The organism is Paenibacillus sp. R-74696, from assembly GCF_055814915.1.
This window is the reverse complement of the sequence record NZ_JBPULM010000025.1, coordinates 159,840-185,124: the sequence shown is the minus strand read 5'-3', so window position 1 is coordinate 185,124 and position 25,285 is coordinate 159,840. Positions and strand designations below refer to the sequence as shown.

At 51.3% G+C, this 25,285-nt stretch carries 18 protein-coding genes; 13 read left to right on the top strand and 5 right to left on the bottom strand.

Annotated elements, in window-relative coordinates; all coding sequences use genetic code 11:
* Positions 1-98 precede the first annotated feature (98 nt).
* The 5 genes from ACSR9A_RS08195 (at position 99) to ACSR9A_RS08175 (ending at position 7,011) form a co-directional block, all read left to right on the top strand.
* On the top strand, positions 99-317 hold the full coding sequence (locus ACSR9A_RS08195) for a hypothetical protein (RefSeq protein WP_473756597.1): 219 nt from the start codon (positions 99-101) through the stop codon (positions 315-317).
* Positions 277-1,803 (top strand): glycoside hydrolase family 43 protein, encoded by a 1,527-nt coding sequence (locus tag ACSR9A_RS08190; protein WP_473756596.1) that lies wholly within the window; start codon positions 277-279, stop codon positions 1,801-1,803. The genes ACSR9A_RS08195 and ACSR9A_RS08190 overlap by 41 nt, the downstream gene beginning before the upstream one ends.
* A 159-nt stretch (positions 1,804-1,962) precedes the next feature.
* Positions 1,963-3,714 (top strand): sensor histidine kinase, encoded by a 1,752-nt coding sequence (locus ACSR9A_RS08185; protein WP_473756595.1) that lies wholly within the window; start codon positions 1,963-1,965, stop codon positions 3,712-3,714.
* Between the two features lie 16 nt (positions 3,715-3,730).
* The gene (locus ACSR9A_RS08180; protein ID WP_473756594.1) at positions 3,731-5,341 is read left to right on the top strand and encodes a response regulator transcription factor; all 1,611 of its coding nucleotides are present in this window, start codon (positions 3,731-3,733) and stop codon (positions 5,339-5,341) included.
* Between the two features lie 152 nt (positions 5,342-5,493).
* Positions 5,494-7,011 (top strand): ABC transporter substrate-binding protein, encoded by a 1,518-nt coding sequence (locus ACSR9A_RS08175; protein ID WP_473756593.1) that lies wholly within the window; start codon positions 5,494-5,496, stop codon positions 7,009-7,011.
* 136 nt (positions 7,012-7,147) lie between these two features.
* Here ACSR9A_RS08175 and ACSR9A_RS08170 read toward each other — a convergent pair whose 3' ends face one another.
* From ACSR9A_RS08170 to ACSR9A_RS08160, 3 genes are read right to left on the bottom strand one after another with little or no spacing between them, the layout of a single operon-like run.
* Positions 7,148-8,194 (bottom strand): 2,3-diaminopropionate biosynthesis protein SbnB, encoded by a 1,047-nt coding sequence (locus ACSR9A_RS08170; protein WP_473756591.1) that lies wholly within the window; start codon positions 8,192-8,194, stop codon positions 7,148-7,150.
* Positions 8,191-9,159, bottom strand: coding sequence for a 2,3-diaminopropionate biosynthesis protein SbnA (gene sbnA, locus ACSR9A_RS08165; protein ID WP_473756590.1), 969 nt, complete (start codon positions 9,157-9,159; stop codon positions 8,191-8,193). The genes ACSR9A_RS08170 and sbnA overlap by 4 nt, the downstream gene beginning before the upstream one ends.
* A gap of 16 nt (positions 9,160-9,175) precedes the next feature.
* A complete protein-coding gene (locus ACSR9A_RS08160) occupies positions 9,176-10,396 on the bottom strand; it encodes a phenylacetate--CoA ligase family protein (RefSeq protein ID WP_473756589.1) in 1,221 nt (406 codons plus the stop codon).
* A 240-nt stretch (positions 10,397-10,636) separates the two neighbouring features.
* Here ACSR9A_RS08160 and ACSR9A_RS08155 point away from each other — a divergent pair, with 240 nt between their 5' ends.
* Positions 10,637-11,491, top strand: coding sequence for a YheC/YheD family protein (locus ACSR9A_RS08155; RefSeq protein ID WP_473756588.1), 855 nt, complete (start codon positions 10,637-10,639; stop codon positions 11,489-11,491).
* A 114-nt stretch (positions 11,492-11,605) separates the two neighbouring features.
* On the opposite strand, the gene ACSR9A_RS08150 is transcribed toward ACSR9A_RS08155, so the two are convergent.
* The gene (locus ACSR9A_RS08150; RefSeq protein ID WP_473756586.1) at positions 11,606-12,505 is read right to left on the bottom strand and encodes a LysR family transcriptional regulator; all 900 of its coding nucleotides are present in this window, start codon (positions 12,503-12,505) and stop codon (positions 11,606-11,608) included.
* 134 nt (positions 12,506-12,639) lie between these two features.
* Here ACSR9A_RS08150 and ACSR9A_RS08145 point away from each other — a divergent pair, with 134 nt between their 5' ends.
* The 5 genes from ACSR9A_RS08145 (at position 12,640) to ACSR9A_RS08125 (ending at position 20,138) form a co-directional block, all read left to right on the top strand.
* A complete protein-coding gene (locus ACSR9A_RS08145; protein WP_473756584.1) occupies positions 12,640-13,686 on the top strand; it encodes a 2,3-butanediol dehydrogenase in 1,047 nt (348 codons plus the stop codon).
* Between the two features lie 349 nt (positions 13,687-14,035).
* The gene (locus ACSR9A_RS08140; protein ID WP_341282861.1) at positions 14,036-14,905 is read left to right on the top strand and encodes an ABC transporter permease; all 870 of its coding nucleotides are present in this window, start codon (positions 14,036-14,038) and stop codon (positions 14,903-14,905) included.
* 12 nt (positions 14,906-14,917) lie between these two features.
* A complete protein-coding gene (locus ACSR9A_RS08135) occupies positions 14,918-15,805 on the top strand; it encodes a carbohydrate ABC transporter permease (RefSeq protein ID WP_473756582.1) in 888 nt (295 codons plus the stop codon).
* A gap of 13 nt (positions 15,806-15,818) precedes the next feature.
* Complete coding sequence (locus ACSR9A_RS08130; RefSeq protein WP_473756580.1) at positions 15,819-18,458, top strand: glycosyl hydrolase; 2,640 nt, start codon at positions 15,819-15,821, stop codon at positions 18,456-18,458.
* Between the two features lie 138 nt (positions 18,459-18,596).
* Complete coding sequence (locus tag ACSR9A_RS08125; RefSeq protein ID WP_473756579.1) at positions 18,597-20,138, top strand: DUF5597 domain-containing protein; 1,542 nt, start codon at positions 18,597-18,599, stop codon at positions 20,136-20,138.
* A gap of 482 nt (positions 20,139-20,620) precedes the next feature.
* Here ACSR9A_RS08125 and ACSR9A_RS08120 read toward each other — a convergent pair whose 3' ends face one another.
* Positions 20,621-21,664, bottom strand: coding sequence for a LacI family DNA-binding transcriptional regulator (locus ACSR9A_RS08120; protein WP_473756577.1), 1,044 nt, complete (start codon positions 21,662-21,664; stop codon positions 20,621-20,623).
* Between the two features lie 283 nt (positions 21,665-21,947).
* On the opposite strand from ACSR9A_RS08120, the gene ACSR9A_RS08115 reads away from it, so the two are divergent.
* Together ACSR9A_RS08115 and ACSR9A_RS08110 are read left to right on the top strand one after the other, a co-directional pair.
* On the top strand, positions 21,948-23,753 hold the full coding sequence (locus ACSR9A_RS08115; RefSeq protein WP_473756576.1) for a DUF5605 domain-containing protein: 1,806 nt from the start codon (positions 21,948-21,950) through the stop codon (positions 23,751-23,753).
* A 55-nt stretch (positions 23,754-23,808) separates the two neighbouring features.
* Positions 23,809-25,242: an L-fucose/L-arabinose isomerase family protein gene (locus ACSR9A_RS08110; RefSeq protein ID WP_473756575.1), complete on the top strand. Its 1,434-nt coding sequence runs from the start codon at positions 23,809-23,811 to the stop codon at positions 25,240-25,242.
* Positions 25,243-25,285: the final 43 nt, after the last annotated feature.

Below are 25,285 nucleotides of genomic sequence, written 5' to 3'. Positions count from 1 at the left end.
AAACAAAAAATCGAACGAATTGAATGATAGATTCATACAGCCCAAGGCACAAGTCTTCCTGAACCGCATTAGCATGCGGGGAGGGGAGGCTTTTTGGCGTGGAATTGCGGCCTTTGTACCGTGCAGCAGATAAAAAAAGTCGTGAAAATGGCAGTGATAGGTCGTCCAAACGGCGGCATCGCGAGGGATGGCCAGACTACAATGAAGAAAAACAGATGAGCAGTCTGGTGAATAACCATGAGTTTGGTCACTGCCCTTCAAGAGGAGGAACTAAATATGCATTTTTCAAATCCTATATTAAGCGGTTTTTATCCTGATCCGAGTGTGTGCCGTGTGGGGGATGATTATTACTTGGTGACGAGCTCATTTGAATATTTTCCGGGCGTCCCGATTTTTCATAGTACGGATTTGGTCAATTGGCGGCAAATCGGGCACTGCCTGACGAGAGAAAGCCAAGTACCCTTGCATGGCAGCCCAAGCTCCAGAGGGATTTTTGCGCCGACACTACGATATAACCATGGGCGTTTCTATATGATCACGACTAATGTAACCGTATTCAAAAATTTCTATGTTTGGGCAGACCACCCGGAGGGGCCATGGTCAGAACCGGTATGGCTGGAGGAATGGCCGGGTATCGATCCATCGCTGCTCTTCGATACGGATGGGAAAGTCTATATTACCGGAACGAGCGTCATGTTTGGCGGTGAGCTTCCGGGCATTTATCAGGCAGAGCTGGACTTGCAGTCGGGCCGCCTGCTTAGCGAGCGAAAGCTGATATGGCAAGGAACAGGCGGTTCCTTTCCTGAAGGGCCGCATCTTTACCGAATTGGCGAGTGGTACTACCTCATCATTGCCGAAGGCGGCACCGAATACGGGCATATGGTGACTGCGGCAAGGAGCAAGGAGCCGTATGGCCCGTTTGAAGGCTGCCCGCATAATCCAATTTTGACGCAGCGCAGCACCGATAACCCGATACAGGCGACGGGACATGCCGAGCTTATCCAAATTTCTGAGCAGGAATGGTGGGCAGTGTTTCTAGGCATACGCCCGATCGGCTACCCAGCGGCGCATCATCTGGGCCGTGAAACGTTTGGCGCACCGGTGACATGGACGGCGGACGGCTGGCCAATTATTGGTGACAACGGCCGAGCGGCATTGGAGCTGGACGCGCCGAATTTGCCGCTCAGCGAGCAGGAGCCTTGGCAGGAGCTGGATGATTTCAATGAGCCGGAGCTGACGCTGCATTGGAATTTTCTGCGCAATCCGAGCGAGGCAAGCTGGTCGCTTTCGGAGCGTCCGGGCTGGCTGAAGCTGCAGGGCAGCGCCCACACGCTCGATGATACGGAGTCGCCTGCATTCGTTGGGCGGAGGCAGCAGCATTTTAAGGCGAAATGGTCGACGTTAATGGCCTTTCAGCCGCAGCACGATGGAGAGGAAGCGGGGATGACGGTGCTCATGAATGAGCGTTTCCATTATGAAATTGCGCTCGTAAGGCTGGAAGGGAAAAATCAGGTAATTTTGCGTCGCCGGATCGGAAGCCTGTGGAAGATCGAGCACTCGGCGGATTATAGCCATTCTATTATTAGACTTGGCATAGAAGCTAATGAAACGCATTATACGTTCAGCTACTCGCCACCAGATGGGCAGACGCATGTATTAGGAACGGGAGAATGTGCCATGTTATCCAAAGAGGTGGCTGGCGGCTTTACAGGTGTATATGCCGGACTTTATGCAACGGGAAATGGGAAAAATAATACAGCGCCAGCGTATTTCGACTGGTTCAAATATGAAATAGAGGCATAGCAGGAAGCGTATGGCAGCTGGGAGCGATTTTCGACAAGGATTTCGACAAATTTCCCGATAAAGATTGATCTTCCTTCCTAGAGCGTGCTAAGTTTCATGATAATGGCGTAGCAATTTGGCCCATTATCTAAGTAGTCGCGGAGAACGGGGGCTTTGTGGATGAACAGTCGATTGAAAATTTTATCGTGGAGCTCGATCCGAACGAGATTAATCACCAGCGTTTTGCTATTTACGCTGCCGCTCATTATATTGCTGCTGTATAACAGCTTTTATTCGATTGATGTGGTGCGCAATCAGGTGGCAAACTCGAACCGGAATATGATGACCTTGTATATGGATCAGATCGATCAGAGCCTTGAGGATGTAGATCAATATGTGAATAGCATCGCCGCTGTAGATCCGGATTTGCTGGTAATGGGCACGACAAGGCAGCCGGATGAATATTATATGGCGAAAATCAGCCTGTCCAACAAGCTGTCGCAGGCGCTGGCGATTTATAAAAGCATGGATGCTTTTTTCGTATACTCGGATCAGGAGAAGGAATTAATGCTTAGTCCGCAAGTGAGCAGGCCCTTCGGAGAACGGGAAAAAATGCGGTTTTTTTTGAACCAGCTGATGATGGACAAGGACAACAATGGGAGCCTGCTGCACACCGCCGATTGGAAAATTACGCAGTTGAATAATCAATATTATATTTATCATATCGTGGAATCGGGCGGCAGCTATATTGGTGCCTGGGTTAATGCCAATCGATTAATTGGCGGGCTGGGATTGATTGATCTGGGTGAAAAGGGGCAGTCGCTGTTGACGACGAGCGATGGAATCCCACTAACGTCCTCTACTCTGTTTCAGGATCATGGCATTGAGCTCAATCATAGCTTGGCTAATTATTATATGACCGGGGATCAAACCCGCTTTCTTGTCGTAGGCGCCCCTTCGCTTCGGGGGGATTTTAATCTAGTAGCCGTTATACCGGATGAAAAAATACTTGAAAATCTCCCTTATTTGCGAAGCCTGATTACCTTTGTCGCGCTAGGCTCGCTCATCATTTTACCGCTCGGACTGCTGATGCTGCGCCGGGAAATATTGCTCCCGTTGAACCGGATTTTGGCGGCGATGAAGCGGATACGTGAAGGTAATCTGGATGTCCGTATCAAGGCCGCTCCTAGCGCCGAGGAATTTCAGCTAGTTAACGAAACGTTCAATACGATGATGGCGGATATTCAGCAGCTGCGTATTGATGTATACGAGGAGCAGCTCAGCAAGCAAAAGGTGGAATTGCAGCATTTGCAGCTGCAAATCAATCCCCATTTTTTCATGAATTCCCTGAATATGATGTACAGCCTTGCCCAGGTGCGCAATTATGAGCTGATTCAAGAGCTGACGCTGTGCTTGGTGGGCTATTTCCGCTATATGTTCCGCAGCAACCTCAGCTTCGTTTCCTTGAAGCAGGAGCTGGATCATGTAAGCAACTATGTCCGCATTCAGGAGCTGCGTTATCCGGACAGCCTGACAAGCAGCATCGAGGCGCCCGACTATATGATGAACGCCAGTCTGCCGCCGCTCATTATTCAGTCCCTAGTTGAAAATGCTGTCAAATACGCCGTAACGCTGGATGAAGCGGTGCACATCCATATTCGTATTGAGCTTCTGGACACAACTGATGAACCGAAAATGCGGATTATCGTGCAGGACACTGGCAAAGGCTTTAATGAAGAGGTATTGAAGGAGCTTCAGGAGGGCCGGAAATTAATAAGGGAACAAGGCGGACAGGTTGGCATTTGGAACATTTGCGAGCGGCTGCGGCTGCTCTATGAAGGCCGGGCGCAAATATCATTCGCCAATGCGCACGGTGGAGGGGCGATTGTTGAAATCATCCTGCCGATGAATGCGGAAACGGAACATAGCTAGCGAAGGGGGAATTTACATGTATTCGGTACTCATTGTCGATGATGAAGTGCATGCGGTCAAGGCGATTGAATCGGCCATCGATTGGGACAAGCTTCAAGTGAGCGAAGTGTATACCGCCTATAATATCCGCCAAGCGAAGGAAATATTCGACCAGCAGTCCATCGATCTGATGCTGTGCGATATTGAAATGCCGCAGGGCAGCGGATTGGAGCTGCTGGAGTGGGTGCGTGACAAATATCCGAAGACAGAGTCGGTTTTTCTGACCTGCCACGCGGACTTTGAATTCGCGAAGCAGGCGATGAAGCTCGGCAGCCTCGATTATATTCTCAAGCCGATCCCCTATGCGGAGCTGGAGAAGGTTATTGTCAAAGCGACCGACAAAATCAATAAGGACAGCGAGCTCGCCCAGTTCAGCGAATACGGGCAATACTGGTTTAAGCAGCAGCCGATTATGACGGAGCGGTTTTGGCTGGACATTCTGAACCAGACGATACCAGCTTATGAAACCTCCATTAAAGAAGCGGCTACTGAGCGATATTTGCCCTATATGGAGCATTTGCGGCATTTGCCAATTCTGATCTCGGTTCAGCGCTGGCGCAAGAAGCTGTCGGTGCGCGATGAGAAAATTATGGAAATTGCCCTGCGCAATGCGGCAGAGGAGACGATTTTGAACCATGGCGCTAGCGGGCATTTGGTGCAATGGGAAAAAGACAAGCTCGTTGCGCTGCTGCCAATGGAGATCAATGACGAGCCGGAGCTTGCCGCTTTGCGAGATGCCTGCTCCTTGTTTATTTCGGCCTCCAATGCCTATTTCTATTGCGATCTTTCCTGTTACATTGGCGAGCCCGTGCCTAGCTACCAGCTGTCGGCGATGGCAAGGCGGCTAACCGGCCTCGATCAGAACAATGTAGCGCTTAGCAATATCGTCTTGCATACTAGCGGCAGGTCGAGCCTGACGCCAGAGATGAAGCTGCCCGATTTAAGCCTGTGGGCGGTGCTGCTGAAGGAAGGCTCCAAGGACAAGCTGCTCGCGGCAATAGACGCTCATCTTAAGGAATGCATTCGGCTCGGAACGCTTGATGCGAAGCGGCTGCATACATTCCACCAGGATTTTCTGCAAATGATGTATTATATGCTCCAGTTGAAGGGCATTCAGGCCCATCAATTGTTTGGCGATGACGAGTCGATTGAGCTGTCGGGCCGGGCGAGCCGTTCGGTGACGGATATGTATGGCTGGATCGATCATATTGTGACCAAAGCGGCGGATTATGCGAAGTCGGTTGAAGAGACGCAGACGGTAGTCGAGCGGGTCATTGCCTATATTAAGCTGAATCAGAACAAGGAAATTACGCGCGAGGAGCTGGCGAACCATGTGTTCCTGAACCCGGACTACTTAACGCGTATTTTTAAAAAGAAAACAGGCTTGTCCATTTCCGATTATTTGCTCAATGAACGTCTGCTTGTAGCGAAGGAGCTGCTGATGAAGACGGATATGCCGGTCAGCGCGATAGCGGTTCACGTAGGCTATGCGAACTTCTCGCATTTTTCAAGAATGTTTAAGAAGTACGCAGGCCTCAATCCGCTGGAATTCAGGCAAAATTATGAGCTCAAGAAGCAGGGCCACTGAAATGGTCGGAAAACGCTTACCAAAAAGTCGTTTGCGGGGCAGTAGCAGGGATGGGGATTCTCTACAATGAGTATAGATTCACTCGCTTCAGACGAGCTGGATCTCGATACTATAAAGCATCGGGGGAATTACGAATGAGAAGGATAACAACGATGATTAGCTTGGTCCTCATCCTTGGCTTGGTGCTGAGCGCATGTGGCGGCAGCAGCACGGGCAGCAACGGAGAAGCGGGTACAGGCACAGCAGGAGCTACAAACTCAGGCGGCAATACAGATGCAGCGGCAGAGCTTACTGTTGCGTACGTCACGTTTGGCAATACGCCTACTGACCTGCAAGCGGTACAGGACGAGCTGAACAAGCTGACTAAAGAGAAAATTAATGCAACTGTGAAGCTTCTCCCAATCGGAATTGGCGCATGGAATCAGCAAATGAACCTCATGCTTACGAGCAATGAGAAGCTGGATCTAATTGTAACGGGCAGCAGCGCAACGTTTGGTTATGCACCGCAAGTGGCGAAGGGGCAGCTGCTTCCGCTTGATGATCTGCTGGAGCAGCATGGACAAGGCATTAAATCGGCAGTTGGAGAAGATTTTATTAAAGCAAGCAGCATTGGCGGAAAAATATATGCCGTACCTTCGATTCGTGATTTGGCGGTCAATTATGGCGTGCTGATCCGTAAGGATCTGGCTGATAAATACGGCATCGACGCTGCCAAAGTCAACTCGATTGACGCTTTGGAAGGCATGATGAAAACACTGAAAGAGAACGAGCCGAACATGGCGGCTATCTCTCCAGGATCTGCTGGGCAATCGATTGCTGACTACCTGCTCAAGCTTGATAAATTAGGGGATGGCTATGGCGTTCTGATTAACAATGGGCAGGATGATTTAAAAGTAGTCAACTACTTTGAAACGCCTGAATATGCGGAGCTTCTTAAACGTATTCGGGGCTGGTATCAAGCGGGTTATATTTTGAAGGATGCAGCAACGAACAAAGAGGGCATCGCGGATTTGATTAAAGCAGGGCGCACAGCTGCTTATGTGGCGAACCTTAAGCCGGGCATCGAGATGCAGGAATCACGTATTGTAGGTACAACAATCGTAAAAGGTGAAATCACGGCTCCGGTTTCCAAAACAGAGACGGTAACTAACATTATGTGGGGCATTCCGCGCAACGCGACGAATCCTGAAGCATCCATGAAGTTCTTAAACCTGATGTACAGCGACAAAGATATCATTAACTTGATGGACTGGGGCATTGAAGGCAAGCATTATGTAAAAACCGATCAAGAAAACATCATTAAATATGCAGATGGCGTAGATGCCAACAATAGTGGCTACAACCCGAATACAGGCTGGTTGTTCGGTAACCAGTTTATGTCCTACTCCTTTGAAGGGGACAACCCGGATATTTGGAAAGAAACAGATGAATTTAATAAAAACGCAACGAAATCCAAAGCATTAGGCTTTACTTTCGATTCCGCATCCGTGAAAACCGAGTTTGCTTCGGTAACGAATGTTCTGAATCAATACAAGCTCGGTCTGGAAACAGGTACGCTTGATCCGGAGAAAACACTGCCAGACTTTATCTCCAAGCTGAAAGCAGCGGGCATCGACAAAATCGTTGCAGAAAAACAGAAGCAGCTTGATGCATGGGCGGCAGCGAAATAAAATAAATCGGCAATGTAATCTGACGCAAACACAGCAATCGCCAATCCTCCTCGTGAGGGTTGGCGGTTGTTTGTATTTTTATGATGGTGCATGAGTAACAGGCTGGCGGTACAAGGCTGGCGGTACATACCCTGCCTTAGCCGTCGATTTCCAGACCAATCCCGAGCTCCCGAGCTTTTTGCACCCAGTAGCTCGCTGTTGCAATATCAAAGACGGCCATTCCCATGGGGCAAAATAGAACAGGCTCAGCCGGATCGAAGCCGGCAAGCGCGCTGCGGCATACGACATCGGCAAGCGAGCGGGTACCCTCTTTTGCCAGCCCCCGCTCCTTATGCAGCAGCTCAATGTCGGTATTTTCTCGACATACCTCATCCCAGTCATCGACGATGATGGCGGTTACGCCGTTCAAGGCAGGGGAGGCATAGTCGCGCAGCGAAACGTCCAGCAGCAGGCTGCCTGGGAGTGGAGGCAGATTAATGTAGCGCTTGTCGCTTACCGTACAAGTAATAATGACGTTGCAGCGGCTGTATAGCTGCTCCCAACTATCCGCCACCTTCGTTCGTCCAAGTAGTCCAACTTTCTTACCAGCGCCGATAGCATCGGATGCAGCATCGGTTGCGGCAGCTGCGGAGAGGTCGTTAGCCTCCAGCTCGACACCGCGAATATCATAAACATAAGCTTCTTCGATTGTTTCTCCGAACAGCTGCGCACACATGTCGTAATGCAGTTGCCCAACTGGACCGAAGCCGATAATGCCCAGCCTTATGCGATGCGGGTTGCTTGGATGCTGCACGCTGCGCGCATGCAAATAATGGCGAAGCAGCACGGCGCTAACGGCAGCTGTCCGTGCCGCGCTTGGCAGTGATGCATGGACAATCGCATACGGCTTGCCTGTATCTGCATCATTCAATACCAGCAGGCTGTGTGCTCTGGGCAGTCCGATTTGGAGGTTGCCAGGAAAGCTGGCAATCCATTTGATGCCGGCTGTGTGCATGCTGCCGCCTACATAGGCGGGCATAGCAATGATTCGGTTTGCCGCCTTGCTGCCGTATCGCAAATAAGGCTTTACCGGCTGGGCATAATCTCCGCTATCCATCACATGCACCGCATCTTCAATGCGATCCGCCAGCTCCTGCCAATGGAGTCCAACGGCACGGATATGTTTTTCCCCAAGATAAATCATGCTCGTTCTCCTTCCCCACGGAGGAATTGCTGCTGAACCCAATCATCATTGTAGACGGTGTCCATGTAACGTTCGCCGCGGTCATGCAAAATAACGGCGCAAGCAGAACCATCTGGCAGCTCATGCATCATCGACTGAAGGGCAAAAATAACAGCGCCGGACGATGGCCCGGCCAAAATCGCCTCTTGCTTCACCAGCATTCGGCAGCCTGCAACCATATCGGCATCGTTAACCTTTATCGCATAATCCATAAAGCGGCTTTGCCCGAACGGAGGAACGATGCCGGCCCCAAGACCCGGAAACAGCCTGCTTCCGCTGATCCCGCCAAAAATAATGCTGCCCGCCGCGTCAACAGCTACGATTTTCGTATCCAGCTTATGGTCGCGGGCATACCGCGCACAGCCAAGCATCGTGCCGCAGGTGCTGACACCCCCAATGACATAATCCACACGGCCCAGTGAGGCCACAATTTCCTGCATGGTGCCTTCATAATGCGACAGGTAATTATGTTCATTGTTGTATTGATTCGGCCAGTAGCTGCCTGGAATCTCGGCAAGCAGCTGCTGAACGCGGTTCAGCCTGGCAGGCAGAAACTCGCCTGTATCCGGGTCTGGCTCCTCAACGAGCTCAATATCGGCGCCATAAGCGCGCATAATGCGGATGTTTTGCTGCGTCGTTCTAGGGTCTACGACGCTTATAAACCGCATGCCAAGATAGGAGCAGATCGCGGCGAGGCTGATGGCCATATTGCCCGAGCTGGATTCGATGATGACAGAGCCGGGCCTGATGCGTCCCTGCTCCAAGGCCGCAGCAATAATGCGGGCGGCGGAGCGGTCCTTCGCGCTGCCATTCGGGTTAAGCAGTTCCAGCTTGGCATGCACGGTAATGCCGCGATCATTCGCAAACAGCTTTGACAGCTGGACGAGCGGCGTCTGACCGATACAAGAAAGCCAATCTATTCCCATGGGCGATTAGCGCCTCCTAAAAATAAAGTTTTTTCGATTTGACCGCTCCTCGCTCAAGCGTCTCATCTTCCGCTGCGCGCGTCACCACGATGCCGGACAGCATGCGACCCCGAATCATTTGGCCAATCGCTTCAATTTTTTGCTCAATGGCTTGCTGAATAACGGTAAGCATGCCATCGTCCAATATTTTGCTGCGAATATGGATGGACAGTTTATTACCCTGCAGCCGGACGCGCAGCTCGGCGTCGCTTACGAATTGCTGGACGACGCTTTCGATGTCGTAGAGGCTTATTTTTTCCCCGTGCTTCAGGTCGGTTCCGATCCGTTTCGAGATACAGCTGAACGTTTGCCGTACCTGCCCATCAATGATGACAGTTCCGAAATCCCTAATCACATCGTAGGTGACATAACGAATGGCGGGAAACAGGGTACGCTTGAATGATGTAAGTACAAGCACCGTCTCATTATCCTCCAGCGCATCGAAGCGCGCATCTATTTCGTCAGCACGGAGCGCTTCGGCATGGATACCAGCATCTAGTACATAAACGCTATGCTCGTGAGAGTAGGAAGCAATAGCGCCGATCTCGATGGAGCCGTAGGTGTCGAGAATATCATGAACGCTGATGCCGAACCGCGCAGCCATATTGGCCTGCCAGGCTGGCGGCGCAATTTCGCCGACAATAATGATTTTCTGTATGCCGAAGGCCCCCGGATCTGGAGCAGCGGCAGCAATGGCGTCGAGAATGGAAGGCATCGTATACAGCAGCTGCGGGCGAAAAGTGGCCAATCGCTTGATATGCTCCTCTATTGGCAAGGCAAAGGAAAGCGAGTCTGCTTGAAAGCCAAGCTGCTGAAAAATCGTAATGGCGGTACTTGCCGCATGTCCCGTTCCCATATCGGCCAGCGCCCTTGTAACAAATGCTGGGCCTCTTGCCAGCCACTCTCGGAAGCAGTCCGCTTTGCTGGCGATGTATTGCTCATCATCCTCCGGAGAATAATAAATCGCTTTGCGTATGCCGGAGGACGTTCCCGACGTACGGTACACGGAGAGCCCGGCTTCTGTCCGCAGCTCCTGCGTGAAATAATGCGCCTCCAATCTGTCCGCCGTCATAAGCGGCAGTTCTGGTAGTGCAGCGGTGTTCGGATCAATGCCTCGCTCTGCAAGCAGCTCTCCATACCAAGGATGAAAATGGCAAATAAGCGCAAGCTGCTGCTGAAGCGTCTGTTTTAGCTTCATGTATGCCTCCTAACTAACGTACCGATGGCGGCCGCGTACTGGGAATCCAAGCAAAAACGAATTCGTCGTCCTTCTGGGACGAGCGAAGAGCTTTGCCCTAGAATCAACAAACATCCTGACAGGTTGCCTTAATTAAGCATATGAAGCTGCTGCATGATGGTTCGTTCTATGCCGACAGCGGCCTACAACCATTTTCAAAAAGGTTCGTATGCTAATAGGAGAATAGAATGGAGGGGTAAAGTGACGAGGAGCAGGAAGATATCGACGGGGTTGCGTGCGAGGAGCAGCGGCCGCAAAGGAAGCAAAAGTGTGAAGAGCAAAAGCCGGATGATTGGGGATAAGTGGAGCAAAACGATCGCGATGCGGAAGGATCTAACGCTGAAGAAGCACATCCCGCGGACGAAGCTGGCGACAAAGGACAGCCTGCGCAGCATGCTGACGCAATATAGAATGGTCTATGTGAAGCCTTCGCGGGGCTCGCAGGGGCGCGGGGTTATGAGGATGGAGAAGCTGGGGGCGAAGTATACGTATCAATTAGGATCGAAAAAATCGACCTTTACCACTTACGCAGCAGCTTATCGTTCGATTCATAAGGAAATGAAGGGGAAGCGGTATTTGGTGCAAAAGGGCATTCGCCTGCTGAAGCATAAAGGACGCCGCTTCGATATTCGGCTTATGGTGCAGCGCGCACCGCAGGGTGGCTGGGCAGCGACCGGGACGCTTGGCAGAGCGGCCCATCCGGGCAAAATTGTAACCAATGGCAGCCAAGGTGGATCGATTTATTCGACCGCTCAAGTGCTTAAGTCATATGCTGGGCCAGCTGGGCGCCGGAAATTGCTGAAAAGCATGGATCGGCTTGGCCTTCGCACAGCGCGGCTGCTGCGCGGCGTTTCTCCAGGCATCAAGGAACTGGGCCTCGACTTTGCAATTGACGCGAAGCTGAAGCCATGGATTCTTGAGGTCAATACCGTGCCGGCCGTTTGCCCATTCTCGCTGCTTGCCGATCAATCTATGCTGCGGCGTATCGTCCGGTATGGTAAAGCCTATGGAAAGACCTACCAGCTGAAATGCTCCAAGGCGAAGCGCGGAAAATAAACGGCAAGCGCTGCCTGTGCAGCGAAGCTAAGCTAAGGCCTTGTGCCAGATAAGAGAAGGCACAAGGCCAGCTTTTGGATGGTTCTTCAAATTTTTCGCATATATAAAAGCGGTCTACTTGAACGTATATTCATGCTCAAAACGGTTTATAAAATAATCCATTACCGGAGCATTCGGACGGTTTTTGGCCCGGACCCAGCCAAAGTGGACAGGCTGCTGAAAAAAATCTTCAATTTCAAGCATTGCAAATTGCCGGATCGTTTCGTTGGCATTTTGCCTAAAGGAATAGTCATGGCCGATTGATACAGCCAGCCCCTCCAGCAAAGCGCTTTGAATGGCGACATCGTAATCGGTTCGGAATAACACCTCCACGGGCCCGTGCTGCCTGGTGAAATCAAGGATAAACTGGTCGACATGATCATCCTTGTACAGGACGAAAGGGTATTGCCGCAATTCCTCCGGCGATATGGAAGCCCGTGAGGCAAGCGGAGATTGTGCGCCAACGAGCGCGACCATTTTTCCCTTGCACAGCGAATGAAACGAGAGACCCTCTATTGGCAGCTTGTCTTCCCGCATCGCAATCATGCCAAGATCAGCCAGCCCCTCCCGCACGCTGCCAAGCGTATTCAATGAGCCGTCCTCGGATACCTCGATGCGAAGAGCGGGATGCTCCTTTTTTAGCCAAGCGATCACTTTAACCATCGTCTTCATTTGGGCGGGCATCGTGGACAGGCGCAGCTCGCCGCTTAGGCTGCTCAGGCTGCTAGCTGCTTCCAGTCGAATTTCCTCGATTATTTTGGCAGCTTCATGCACTTTTTTTATAATGGCTGCACCCTCAGCGGTAGGCAAGGTGCCGGTTCGTGCACGTTTGAACAGCTTTAGCCCCAGCTCCTTCTCCAGACTAGTGATGGATTGGCTGAGCGCAGATTGGGAAATATGAAGATTCGCAGCTGCTTCAGACAATGATTTGGATTTGCTCAATTCGACGACATACATCAGCTGCTCAAGGTTCATAGGTTGCTTCCTTTACATAAGTATTACTTAATTAAATGTAAGTATAATTAAATATATTTAATTTAACAACAGGAGTACAATAACGGTAAGAAAATATAAGCGCTATCATTTTATTGCTAAAGGAGATGCTGTTTATGAAAGCTGCTGTTATTTATGGAGCTAAGGATGTCCGTATCGAAAATGTGAACGAGCCTGCAGCTAATGCAGGCCAAGTGAAAATAAAGGTGGAATGGGCCGGAATTTGCGGAAGCGACCTGCATGCCTACCATCATGGGTTTGGCGTATCGGCTGAGCCTCATCCCGTGACAGGACGCGGTCTTCCGCTTGTGCTGGGCCATGAATTTGCTGGTGTTGTAACCGAGCTTGGCGAAGGTGTAACGAATCTGGCTGTTGGAGATCGCGTAGCTGTAGAGCCGATCGTGTATGCCGAGGATGACTATTATGTACAGCGCGGCAAGTACAACCTGGCTAGTCCGTTTGCATTCCTTGGCTTGCAGGATGATGGCGGATTTGCTCAATATGCAATCGCAAATGCGAGCAAAGCTCATAAGCTTCCAAGCAATGTTTCACTTGAAGAAGGGGCATTGATGGAGCCGACCGCTGTAACGGTTCATGCAGTTAAGGAAAGCCAGTTGAAAATTGGAGACGCGGTCGTTGTTTATGGCGCAGGCCCAATTGGTCTTTTAACGATTATGGCGGCGAAGGCAGCTGGAGCCGCAAGCGTTATTGCCGTAGATATTTCCCCCGAACGTCTAAGCAAAGCGCTTGAGGTCGGAGCAAGCTCGGTTGTGAACAGCTTGGAAGCAGATGCAACAACAGAGATATTGGCCCAGCATGCAAACGGCGTCGATGTGGCCTTTGAAGCGGCAGGCGCTCAGGCGACATTCACAAGCGCGCTGGAAGTCATCAAAAAAGGCGGACAGCTGCTCATTATTGCCGGCTATGCCAGCCCCGTTACCTTGGATGTAAACAGCATTTTGGTGAAGGAGATATCCATTAAAACCTCACTGGCCTACCATCATATTTTCCCAGAGGTCATCGCCATGGTTTCCTCAGGACGCCTTGATATTAAGAAGGTCATCACGAAAAAAATCAAGCTGGACAACCTCGTTGAGGAAGGTCTGGAGCTGCTCATCAAAGACAAAGCGCAGGCGAAAATTTTAATTCATACGCAGTCATAGTTCTATTATTGAAAACAAATAGGCTGTTCCAAAGGTCATGCAAATGGACCTTGGAACAGCCTATTTGTTTTGGCTAGCATGAGGCTTTCAATGGTGGGGCAGGCAGCAGGAGCGTCGTAATAGTGCAAATGAGAAGTCGTCTGAGCGGTAGAGGGCGCACGGGCGCATGCACTATCATCAAAGTATAAGACAGCGACAAGCTCATGCTGAAGAAAGAAGGGGTTCACCTATGGAACAAACGACGGGAAATAAAGGGACAGTGGCAGCGGCAGCTCCCCAGCAGGCAAAGCAGGTTGCCAAATCAAATGTGAAAAAGAAACAGTTCAAGCGCTATTTGCCTTTGTTTTTAATGATGCTACCTGGGCTGGCGTATTTGATCATTAACAATTATGCACCGATGTTCGGTCTCATTATCGCCTTCAAAAACATCAATTTTGCACAGGGGATTTGGGGAAGTGATTGGATTGGGCTGCAAAACTTCGAATATTTGTTCAAAACGACAGATGCCTACATCATTACGCGAAATACGATTTTGTATAACGGCGGCTTTATTATATTGAATTTGGTCATTGCGGTAGGAATAGCGATTTTGCTCAATGAGATTCGCAGTAAAATTATGGCTCGCTTTTATCAAAGCGTCGTGCTGCTGCCTTTTCTCATATCGATGGTTATTGTCAGCTACTTGGTTTATGCGGTGCTTAGCATTGAAACAGGCTTTATGAACAAGACGGTGCTTCCGTTTCTGGGACTCGATGCGATTTCCTGGTACAGCGAGGCGCAATACTGGCCTTATATTTTGACAATCGTGCATATATGGAAAAGCGTTGGCTTCTACTGCGTCGTTTATTTGGCAGCCATTATCGGAATCGATCAGGAATATTATGAAGCGGCAACGCTCGATGGCGCATCCAAATGGCAGCAGATTAAATCCATTACGCTGCCGCTCATTTCGCCAGTTATTACGATGATGACGCTGCTTGCAATCGGCCGGATTTTTTACTCCGACTTCGGCTTGTTTTATCAGGTTCCGATGGATGCAGGTGCGCTCAGTGATACGACGAACGTTATTGACACTTACGTATATCGCGGCTTAATGCAGCTTGGTGATATCGGGATGTCCTCTGCAGCAGGCTTGTATCAATCCTTGGTCGGCTTCATTCTGGTTCTGCTCGCGAATTATATTGTACGCAAAATCAACAAAGACAACGCATTATTCTAAGGAGTGAATGACATGACGCATGAAAATAAAATATGGCAGTGGTCAGCCAACCTATTTATGATGGCCGTATCGATTGCTTGCCTGCTGCCCTTTGCCTTACTGGTTATATCTTCTTTCACCGATGAGCAGGCGATTATCAGCAATGGCTATTCCTTTTTCCCAGACCAGTTCAGCTTGACGGCTTACCGTTATTTGCTTGATCAATCGCAGGAGCTGCTGCGGGCTTATGGCATTACAATATTGGTTACCGTTCTGGGCACGTCGGTCAGCTTGGTGATTACGTCCATGCTTGCTTATCCGTTGTCGAGAAGAGATATTCCGCTGCGTAATCCACTAGCGTTTTTCGTCTTTTTCACGATGCTGTTTAACGGCGGCCTTGTGCCAACTTACCTCATTTACACGCAGTATCTCGATATTAAAAATACGATCTGGGCGCTTATTATTCCAGGCCTCCTAATGAATGGCTTTAACGTTATGCTCATGCGCACGTTTTTCATAACGTCCATTCCTGTCCCGATTTTGGAATCGGCTTACATTGACGGGGCTACTGAATTCAGAACCTTCCGCTCGATCGTGCTGCCGCTGTCGCTGCCGATTTTGGCCACGATTGGCTTGTTCCAGACGATTGGCTATTGGAATGACTGGTTTAACGGGCTCGTTTATTTAACAGATCCGAAGCTGTTCAGCATTCAGAACATTTTGAACCGAATATTGACGGATATACAATTTCTGTCGAACAGCGGCCTTGGCTCGAATGCGGGTCAAAGCATGGCGAAAATGCCAAGCGGCACCGTGCGGATGGCAATTGCCGTAGTTGGCGTCATTCCGATTCTTGTCGCTTATCCATTTTTCCAAAAATACTTTGTTAAAGGCATTACGATCGGTGCTGTAAAAGGGTAGGGGGACGACGATAATGGCTGAACGCTTACGTCATGTATTGGCAGGCGAAGAAGAAAACTATATTATGCCTCTTCTGTGGCAGCGCGGCGAAGAGGAAGGAGAGATCCGCGAGGAAATGGAGCGAATCTATGCTTCAGGGATCAAGGCGGTCATCGTGGAATCGCGACCCCATCCGGATATGCTTGGTCCCGGCTGGTGGCGAGATATTGATATCATTATGGACGAGGCGCGCAGCCGCGGCATGGAGGTGTGGTTTTTCGATGACGACCATTTTCCGACGGGACATGCAGCAGGCAAGCTGAAGGAAGCTCCGGCTGAGCTGCGCAGAACATATTTGGCGGAGCGGCATATTGATGCTGTCGGCCCGGCTCCACAAGCCTCCTTCCTGCTCCATACACTGCTCCAGCCGGGCGATAAGCTAGTTGCGGCTGTTGCGGTTAAGCGTGAAGGTAAGCCGAGTGTTGATGCGGCTGAACAGCTTAGTGGATTTATTGAGCTGACAGCCAGCGTGCAAAATAATGTGCTTTACTGGGATATTCCCGCAGGCTTTTGGCGCATTTTCGTTCTGATTGAGACAGCGGAAGGCGCGGAGGAAGCGAAACGGAACTATATTAATCCGATTGTGCCGGAGTCTACGCAAGTATTAATCGACGCGATTTATGAGGGTTATTACGAGCGGTATCGGGACGACTTTGGCAAAACGCTGGCCGGTTTTTTCTCCGATGAGCCAGGTTTCTACAACGATAAAACGACGTTTGACTTTAACTCCAGACTAGGGAAAAAGGGCATCGTTCTGCCGTGGCGCCACGATATGCTGGAGCTGCTGTCCGCCGAGTTCGGACAGCCTGTTGCGGCATTGCTGCCGCTGCTGTGGTACGAGGGCGGCGAGCAGACGGAAGCGCTGCGCTATACGTTTATGAATACGGTCAGCAAGCTGTATGCCGAGCATTTCAGCGGCAAGCTGGGCGATTGGTGCCGCGAGCGCGGCGTTGAGTATATCGGACATATCATTGAAGACAACAATGTGCATGCGCGGCTCGGCTGTGGGCCGGGACATTTCTTCCGTTCGATGTGGGGCCAGGATATGGCCGGCATTGACGTCGTGCTGCATCAAATTATGCCAGGCTTTGACGAAGTGCCGTTTACTTGGATTGCCGGAGAAACGGACAGCGAGTTTTTTCATTATGCCCTAGCGAAGCTTGGTTCATCTCTGGCGCATATCGATCCGAAGAAAAAGGGGCGGGCGATGTGCGAAGTATTCGGCGCCTATGGCTGGAGCGAAGGCCTCAAGCTGATGAAATGGCTGACCGACCATATGCTCGTTCGCGGCATTAACTATTTCGTGCCCCACGCCTTTTCGCAAAAAGAGTTCCCGGATGCCGACTGCCCGCCGCATCTGTATGCACGCGGCGAAAATCCGCAATACCGCTATTATCGCCAGCTCAATGATTATACGAACCGCATCAGCCATTTGCTGAACGGGGGGCGCCATTATGCGACGGCGGCAGTGCTTTACCATGCGGATGCGGAGTGGTCAGGCGCTGAGGCGATGCTGATTCAGAAGCCGATTAAGGCATTGATGCAGGCGCAAATCGATTGCGATGTTATTCCGTTTGATGTTCTGGCTTCTGGAGCGTACGCGGTGAAGGACGGCGAGCTGCTTGTGGCAAAGGAGGAATACCAGTGCCTCATCGTGCCTTATGCGGAAGCGCTGCCGGCAGTGCTCGTAGAGCAACTGGCAGAGCTTGCGGAAGCAGGGCTGAAGGTGCTGTTTGTAGATGGGCTGCCTGTCCGCACGATTGAGGGCGGCGGCGAAGCAGCGGAGCTTAAGCGCCTGAAAGCGCTGGAGCACGCAGCGATTGTTCCGCTTGCGGAGCTTGCGGCGACGCTTCGCCATGAAGGCATGTACGATATTGAGACGGCGGATACCGCGCCGTATTTGCGTTATTACCATTATGGGCATCCAGACAGCGATGTATATTTCTTTTTCAACGAGCATCCTTATGAGACGGTGGATACGGTTGTCAGCTTCCAGACCTCCGCTCGGATGATGATTTATAACGCATTTGACAATCAGCTGAGCGAGGCAAGCGTAGAGCAGGCTGATGGTGTGAACCGCTTGAGGGTAAGGCTAAGTGCCTACGAGACTTTGATCGTGCTGTCTGGCGAAGCGCTGCCGCAACTGGCGGTGCAGACGCTGCCCGATTATACAGCATGTGTGCCAATAGAGCTGTCGGGCGAATGGACGGTTGCAACCTCCGGTTCGCTGCAATATCCGGTATTTGAAAGCTACGGCAAGCTCAGCGAGCTGGAAAATATCAATTCCCCGCACCTGCTGCCGGATTTCACCGGAACGATTCGCTATGAGCTTTCCTTCGATTGGAATGGCGAGGGCGAGCCGTTGTACTTGGATTTGGGTGCCGCGTTTGAGACGGCGGAGGCATCGGTGAATGGCGTGAAGCTGGGTACGGCGATTGCTCCGCCTTATCGCTTTGCAGCTGGCGCGAATATTCAGCCGGGAACGAACCGGCTTGTCATTGAAGTGACCAATACGCTGGGCAAGCAGCAAAAGGATTTCTTTTCGCGTTTTATGCAGCAGGAGCCAGGCGGTTTAATTGGACCCGTACAGCTGCTTGTAAAGTCGAAGGCTTAAGGACTAATGACTAAGGACTAAGGAAGCAGCTGAGTTTATAAAGCTTTTAAATTGAAGCGTGGTGAAAACGTTGGAGTAAGGCTCCTTTTTCTCCGCGCTTCTATACGTAGACTGCTGAAATGGAAGGGGTTAGACACAATGAAGCAAATTCCTCATTTGGTGAGCGAGAATGGTACAGCCACCTTATACGTAAATGGTGAGCCATACCTTGCGCTTGGCGGGGAAATACACAATTCCAGCGCTTCAAATCTGGCATATATGCAGGAGAAGGTCTGGCCGGAAGTACGCAAGCTGAATTTAAATACAATTATTGCCCCTGTATATTGGGAATTAATCGAGTCAGAGCAGGGAGCGTTTGATTTTTCGCTCGTAGAAGGTTTAATTGAGCAGGCCCGTGCGGAAAATATTCGCTTAGTGCTGCTTTGGTTCGGCTTATGGAAAAACGGCAAGTCCAGCTACGTGCCGAGCTGGGTGAAGCGGGATTATGCGACGTATTTCCGTGCCTCCTATGCCGACGGCTCGCCAACGGACACCATTTCTCCGCTGTGTGAAGCGGCGGTAACGGCTGATGCGGCAGCCTTCCAGCGTTTAATGGTGTTTCTTAAAGCGTTTGATGAGGGAAAGCATACCGTTATTATGGTGCAGGTGGAAAACGAAATCGGTTTTCTAGGCAGTGATCGGGATTATTCAGCAGCGGCGAACGTTGTATTTGAAGCGTCTGTGCCTCAGCAGGTAGCTGACGCATATGGCGTACAGGGCAGCTGGGAGCAGGCCTTTGGAACGGATGCAGGCGAATGGTTCATGGCGTATCATTATGCGCTGGCAGTTGAACGTATTGCGAGCGCTGGCAGTGAGCCTTATCCGCTGCCGATGTTCGTCAATGCATGGCTGGAGCAATATCCATGGCGTGCGGGCACGTATCCGAGCGGCGGTCCAGTTGCCAAGGTGATGAAAATGTGGAAGCTTGCAGCACCGACCCTATGCCTGTACGCTCCAGATATTTATTTGTCCAGCTTTGCAGACGTTTGTAAGGAATACACGCAGGATGGCAACCCGCTGTTCATCCCTGAGGCGCGGCGAGACGTCTCGTCGGCGACCAATGTGTTTTACGCCATGGGCAAGCATAATGCATTAGGATTTGCGCCGTTCGGCATTGAGGGCTTTTTTCCTGAGGAAGCTGCAAGCGGCGGGCCTGATTTCAGTATTATGATGGCGTTGAATATTGATTTTTCCGGGTTTATCGTAAATGGAACAGGCCCGTACCTTGCGGCAAGCTATAAGCTGCTCGGCGGAATGCTGGGGCTGATTGGTCAAAATCGCGGCACGGGAAAAATGACCGGTTTTCTCCAGCAAAACGATGGCGGCTGTACACTCCCCTTCTCGCGCTACGATGTGAAGCTGTCCTACAAACGGGCAGCAGAAGGGACGCCTCCGGCAGGCGGGCTCGTCATTGAGCTGTCCGATGACCGGTTTATTTTCGCCGGGATCGGCTTTTCGGTGGAACTGCTGCCCAAACAGGGTGAACGCGCGAAGGTCGGCTTGATCCGAGTGGAGGAAGGAGCATTCGAGCAAAATGAGTGGGTGCGGGGCAGAGTGCTGAACGGCGATGAGTCTGCGTATCGCATTGCGGTGGGTGATTACGCCTCAGCTCTTTATATTGAGGCTTACAAATACAAGTAATAGGCGCGGCTGTGTTTATGAGTTGGGGCTTGCAGCTTGCACCTTACTCCTTGCACAAAGCTAGACTTGGTGGACACAGCAGCGGCTATTTCATCCAAATCACGAGTTGTGGCACCGGCTGCGGACTCAGAAGCCGCTAATGTGCTGGAAATAGCCATTTTGACAGGATAAAGACGGTCATAACGGATTTCCTGTCCGCGTGCGAGCTGAAAGCGGGTCAAAAGAAAGAATAGCGGAAACTCAGTCCTTCAAAAAAGAGGGGCGTCTCGAGCGCCCCGAACACCCAAGCACCCGAGCGCTCCGAACACCCGAGCGCTCCGAACACCCGAGCGCTCCGAACACCCAAGCACCCAAGCACCCAAGCACCCAAGCACCCTAGCGCTCCGAACATCCCGAACGCCCCGGGCTGCGTGGTCTCAGTAACATTTTCAAAAATAGCCCCTCCTGGCTCTCGCAATGCGCGGTCCTGGAAGGGCTATTCGTCATCGATTAGCTGGTGCGCTGGACGAGTGGCGGACGATAAACTGCGTGTCGACGGCAATTTTGGTTTTGACCTCATGGTCCTGTTCAATGGCTTCAATCGCCAAATCAACGGCTAGATGGGCCATGCGTTCTTTTTCAACATGAACGGTCGTGAGCTCCGGTGAAACAATACGCGCCTCCGAAATGTTGTCGAAGCCAACGACAGAGGTGTCCTCGGGAACACGGAACCCAAGGTCGGTCAGCGTCTTGATGGCGCTGATCGCGATATAGTCGCATTCGCAGAAGAAGGCGGTCGGCAGTTGGCGTCCCGCAGCTTGATAGGCGGCGAGCTGATTTTTCAGCTCCTCCTGGAATGAGGTTATCGTCGGGGCTACGGAGAAAATATCATTCTCGTCGATCGACAGTCCCCGCTCCTCTAAAGCGGACATAAACCCTTTGCGCCGATCATCAAAATTGCTGATCCGCACATTGGAGGACAAATAGCCGATATGCTCGTGGCCAAGCTGGCATAGATGCTCACCCGCCTGATAACCGCCCATCACATTGTTGATCGTAATGAAATGGACGGGAAGCGTCTCAAAGCAGGTATCAAGCACGACGAGCTGTGCCGGCAAGCTTTCAGCCAAGCTTGCAATTTGCCCCCTATCAAGGTTCGTGCCGAGCAAAATGACGCCATCACTGCGGATATCCTCCGCCAAGGCATGGCTGTCACTGGAAAAAGCGTTGACGTCAATCGACGTAAACAGCAGCGAATACCCCTTGGCGCGGCAGCGCATCTCTATATAATGAATGAGCTCGCGGAAAAAAGGCTGCTGATAATATTGTTCCAATACGATGCCAGAGTTGGCTAGAACGAGAAAGGTCAGTGATTTGCTGGCGGCTTCCGGCAGGGCGGCACGCGTTTTAGGCAGATAACCATTGTCCTTCGCAACCTGTAAAATACGCTCGCGGGTTTCTTGTCCAATGCCCGGCTTGCCGCTGAAGGCAAGCGAAACAGCTGATTTAGATACGCCAGCAAGGGCAGCGATGTCTTCCATTTTCACAATAAATGATTCTCCCTTCGAGCTTGTAGCCGATTGTTTAGTAAGTTTAGTGTATATCCAGCAGGCATTAAAAGCAATGGACAATGCTAGTTTAGCTAAAAAATTTAGTTAATATACTAAATTAAAGCGTTTTATTTATATAAACTTATTGACTTGATGCCGTTTTACTGCTAAATTAGGGGTATGAATGCAGGAATAGTCCATCAATAGTTTAGTGTTTAGTTTAGTTCGTTCGACTAAACTTATAATAGCCAAAAGCAGAAGCCAATAGGAGGATGCGAAGATGATTTTTAGCGAAGAAACGAAGATCGGATATATTTGGGCAAGCCCAGAGGGGCGGAAGGTTTTGCTGAAGCATGCTCCTGAGCTTGCGGATTCGCCTTATCTTTCTTTTATTAAAATGAATACGCTGCCACGCTTCGCAACCTCAAACCAAGCCTTAATGCGCTCGCCGGAATGGGTAGCAGAGGTGCTGGGCGAGCTCGCTGGCATTGAATATGTAATTGAAGATGAAACGGAGCAGAAGGCTGTTTCTGCTTTAGACAATGAGAGCAATGAAGCTTCAGCAGCACAGCTCTCAGCAGGAGTAACGTTAGAGGCACAGGCTGATGCTGAGGGATCAGCGAAGCTGCTTGCGCAGGGTGAAGTCGCGCGCTGGGACGTTTATGAGCTGGAGCTGCATGGCCCCGCTCATGGCAACCCTTTCACGGACGCGGCGATTAGCGCCGTGTTCAGCCAAGGAGAGCGAAGCCTCTCCGCCCAAGGCTTCTATGATGGCGACGGCATCTACCGCGTGCGCTTTATGCCCGATGCCGAAGGCGAGTGGCACTATCGCACGAGCAGCAGCGTCGGCGCCATGAACGGCATTACCGGCAGCTTTGCCTGCCGCAGCGCCGAAGCAGGAAACAACGGTCCGGTTCGGGTAGCGGACACGTTTCATTTTGCCTATGAGGATGGCAGCCGTTATTTGCCTGTAGGAACCACCTGCTATGCGTGGACGCATCAGGGGCAGGAACTGGAGGAGCAGACGCTCGCCACGCTCGCACAGACGCCTTTCAACAAGCTGCGGATGTGCGTATTCCCCAAGGCTTACCTTTTTAATGAAAATGAACCGCCGCTTTATCCGTTTGAGCGCTCGGCAGATGGACAATGGGATTTTACGCGCTTTAATCCCGCGTACTTCCGCCATTTGGAGCAGCGGATCGCCGAGTTAGGCAGGCTGGGCATTGAGGCGGACTTGATTTTATTCCATGCCTACGATCGTTGGGGCTTCTCGGAAATGCCGAAGTCGGCGGATGACCGCTACCTGCGCTACATTACAGCGCGTCTGGCCGCATACCGCAACGTCTGGTGGTCGCTTGCCAATGAATATGACCTGATGTGGGCGAAGGAGGAGTCGGATTGGGAGCGTTTTGCCCAAATCGTCACGGATAATGACCCTTACGGTCATCTCATCTCCATTCACAATTGCTTCGGCTTTTATGACTATACCCGCCCTTGGATCACCCATTGCAGCGTTCAGCGGGTGGATGTGTACCGGACAGCGGAGAACACCGACCAGTGGCGCAAGGACTGGAACAAGCCGGTCGTCATTGACGAATGTGCTTATGAAGGCGACATCGATATGGGCTGGGGCAATATTTCGGGCGAGGAAATGGTGCGCCGCTTCTGGGAAGGCGCGATTCGCGGCGGTTATGTCGGCCATGGGGAAACGTATTTGCACCCCGAGGATATTTTGTGGTGGTCGAAGGGCGGTAAGCTGCATGGCACAAGCTCAGAGCGCATTGCTTTTCTGAGAAAAGTGCTGGAGGAAGGGCCGGAGCAGGGCTTAAATCCATTGCGGTCTGAGTGGGACGCTCCATCGGCTGGCATTGCCGATACGTATTATTTGTTTTATTACGGCTTCAATCAGCCGCGCTATCGGAACTTTACGATGAAGCCGGGCATTGTGTATGAGGTGGAAGTACTGGATACGTGGAACATGACGGTGACCAAGCAGACTGGTACCTATGAAGGAACGTTCCGCATTGAGCTGCCGGGCAAGCCTTATATGGCGATTCAAATGCGGCGCGCTAATGCGTCTGCATAATAGCTTAACAGCTTGGCCTAATCGATCATTATGAGTCAACAAGGGGGAGTCAGCGGTGAAAAAGTTGAAGCTCGGCTACGCGCCGACAAGACGGTTTGTTTTTAGTGCAGAGGATGCGTTTCGGTATAAGGTGCTCATTAAGGAAAAAATCGAAAGCTTCGGCATGGATATAGACATTGTCGATCTAGAGGGTCTCAACAGCGAGGGGCTGCTCTATGATGATCATATTAATGCAGACGAGATTGCGGAGCATTTTAGGCGTGAAAATGTCGATGCGGTTTTCTTTCCGCATTGCAACTTCGGTACCGAAGACACCGTTGCCCGTGTAGGCAAGGCGCTCGGCAAGCCGGTGCTGCTGTGGGGCCCGCGCGATGAGTCGCCGCTCGAAGACGGCATGCGGCTGCGCGATACGCAGTGCGGATTATTCGCCTCCGGCAAGGTGCTGCGCCGCTTCAACGTTCCATTCACCTATGTCACGAACACAAGGGTCGATGATCCGGTATTCGAGCGCGGCTTCACGAATTTTATCGCCGCGGCGAATGTCGTTCGTAAATTCCGTTCTTTAAGAATTTTGCAAATCGGGCCGCGCCCGGCTTCCTTTTGGACGATGATGTGCAATGAAGGCGAGCTGCTTGAGCGGTTCGGCATTGAAATTCATCCGATTACGCTAGTCGATATTCAGCGCGCCTCGCAGCGCATTGAGAAAGGCAGCAGCTCGGAGCTGGCGCAAGCGATTGACTACATTAAAGCTAAGCTCGACTGGTCGGAAGTGACGGAAGCCGATGTGCGCCGCATTGCTGCGCTTAAGGTAGCGATGAAGCAATATGCCGTGCAGACAGGCAGCACAGCGATTGCGATCCAATGCTGGTCGTCGCTGCAGGATGCGATGGGCATTATGCCATGCCTCGCTAATGCGATCCTTACCGATGAGCAAATTCCAGTTACCTGTGAAACAGATATTCATGGTGCGATTACGTCAGTCATGGTGCAGGCGGCGACGATGAATCAGCATCCAACCTTCTTCGCGGATTTGACCGTACGCCATCCGGAAAACGCCAACGGCGAGCTGCTCTTCCATTGCGGCAACTTCCCGGTTTCCTTGTCTGTTGAGAACAAGCCGCGGCTGCGCAAGCATTTTCTGTTCGACGACCATGCACCGGGTACACATGAAGGTGAAATTAAAGGCGGAGGCATGACGCTGGCCCGCTTCGACGGCGACCACGGCGAATACCAGCTGTTTTTGGGCAAAGCCCGCGGCATTCAAGGACCGTATACACGCGGCTCGTATGTATGGGTTGAGGTCAATGATTGGCCGTTGTGGGAAGAAAAGCTGGTCAAAGGCCCTTATGTTCACCACTCCGTTGGCATTCACGCCAATGCGATTCCGGCGCTGTATGAAGCGTGTCAATATATTCCTGGCTTGAAGCCAGATGCAGTTGATCCGACAGAGCGGGAAATTCAGGCATGGCTGCGCGGCTCGGGCTTGTAATCGGAATAGAGGACAACGCTTAAGGAAAACAACGAGGAGGGCT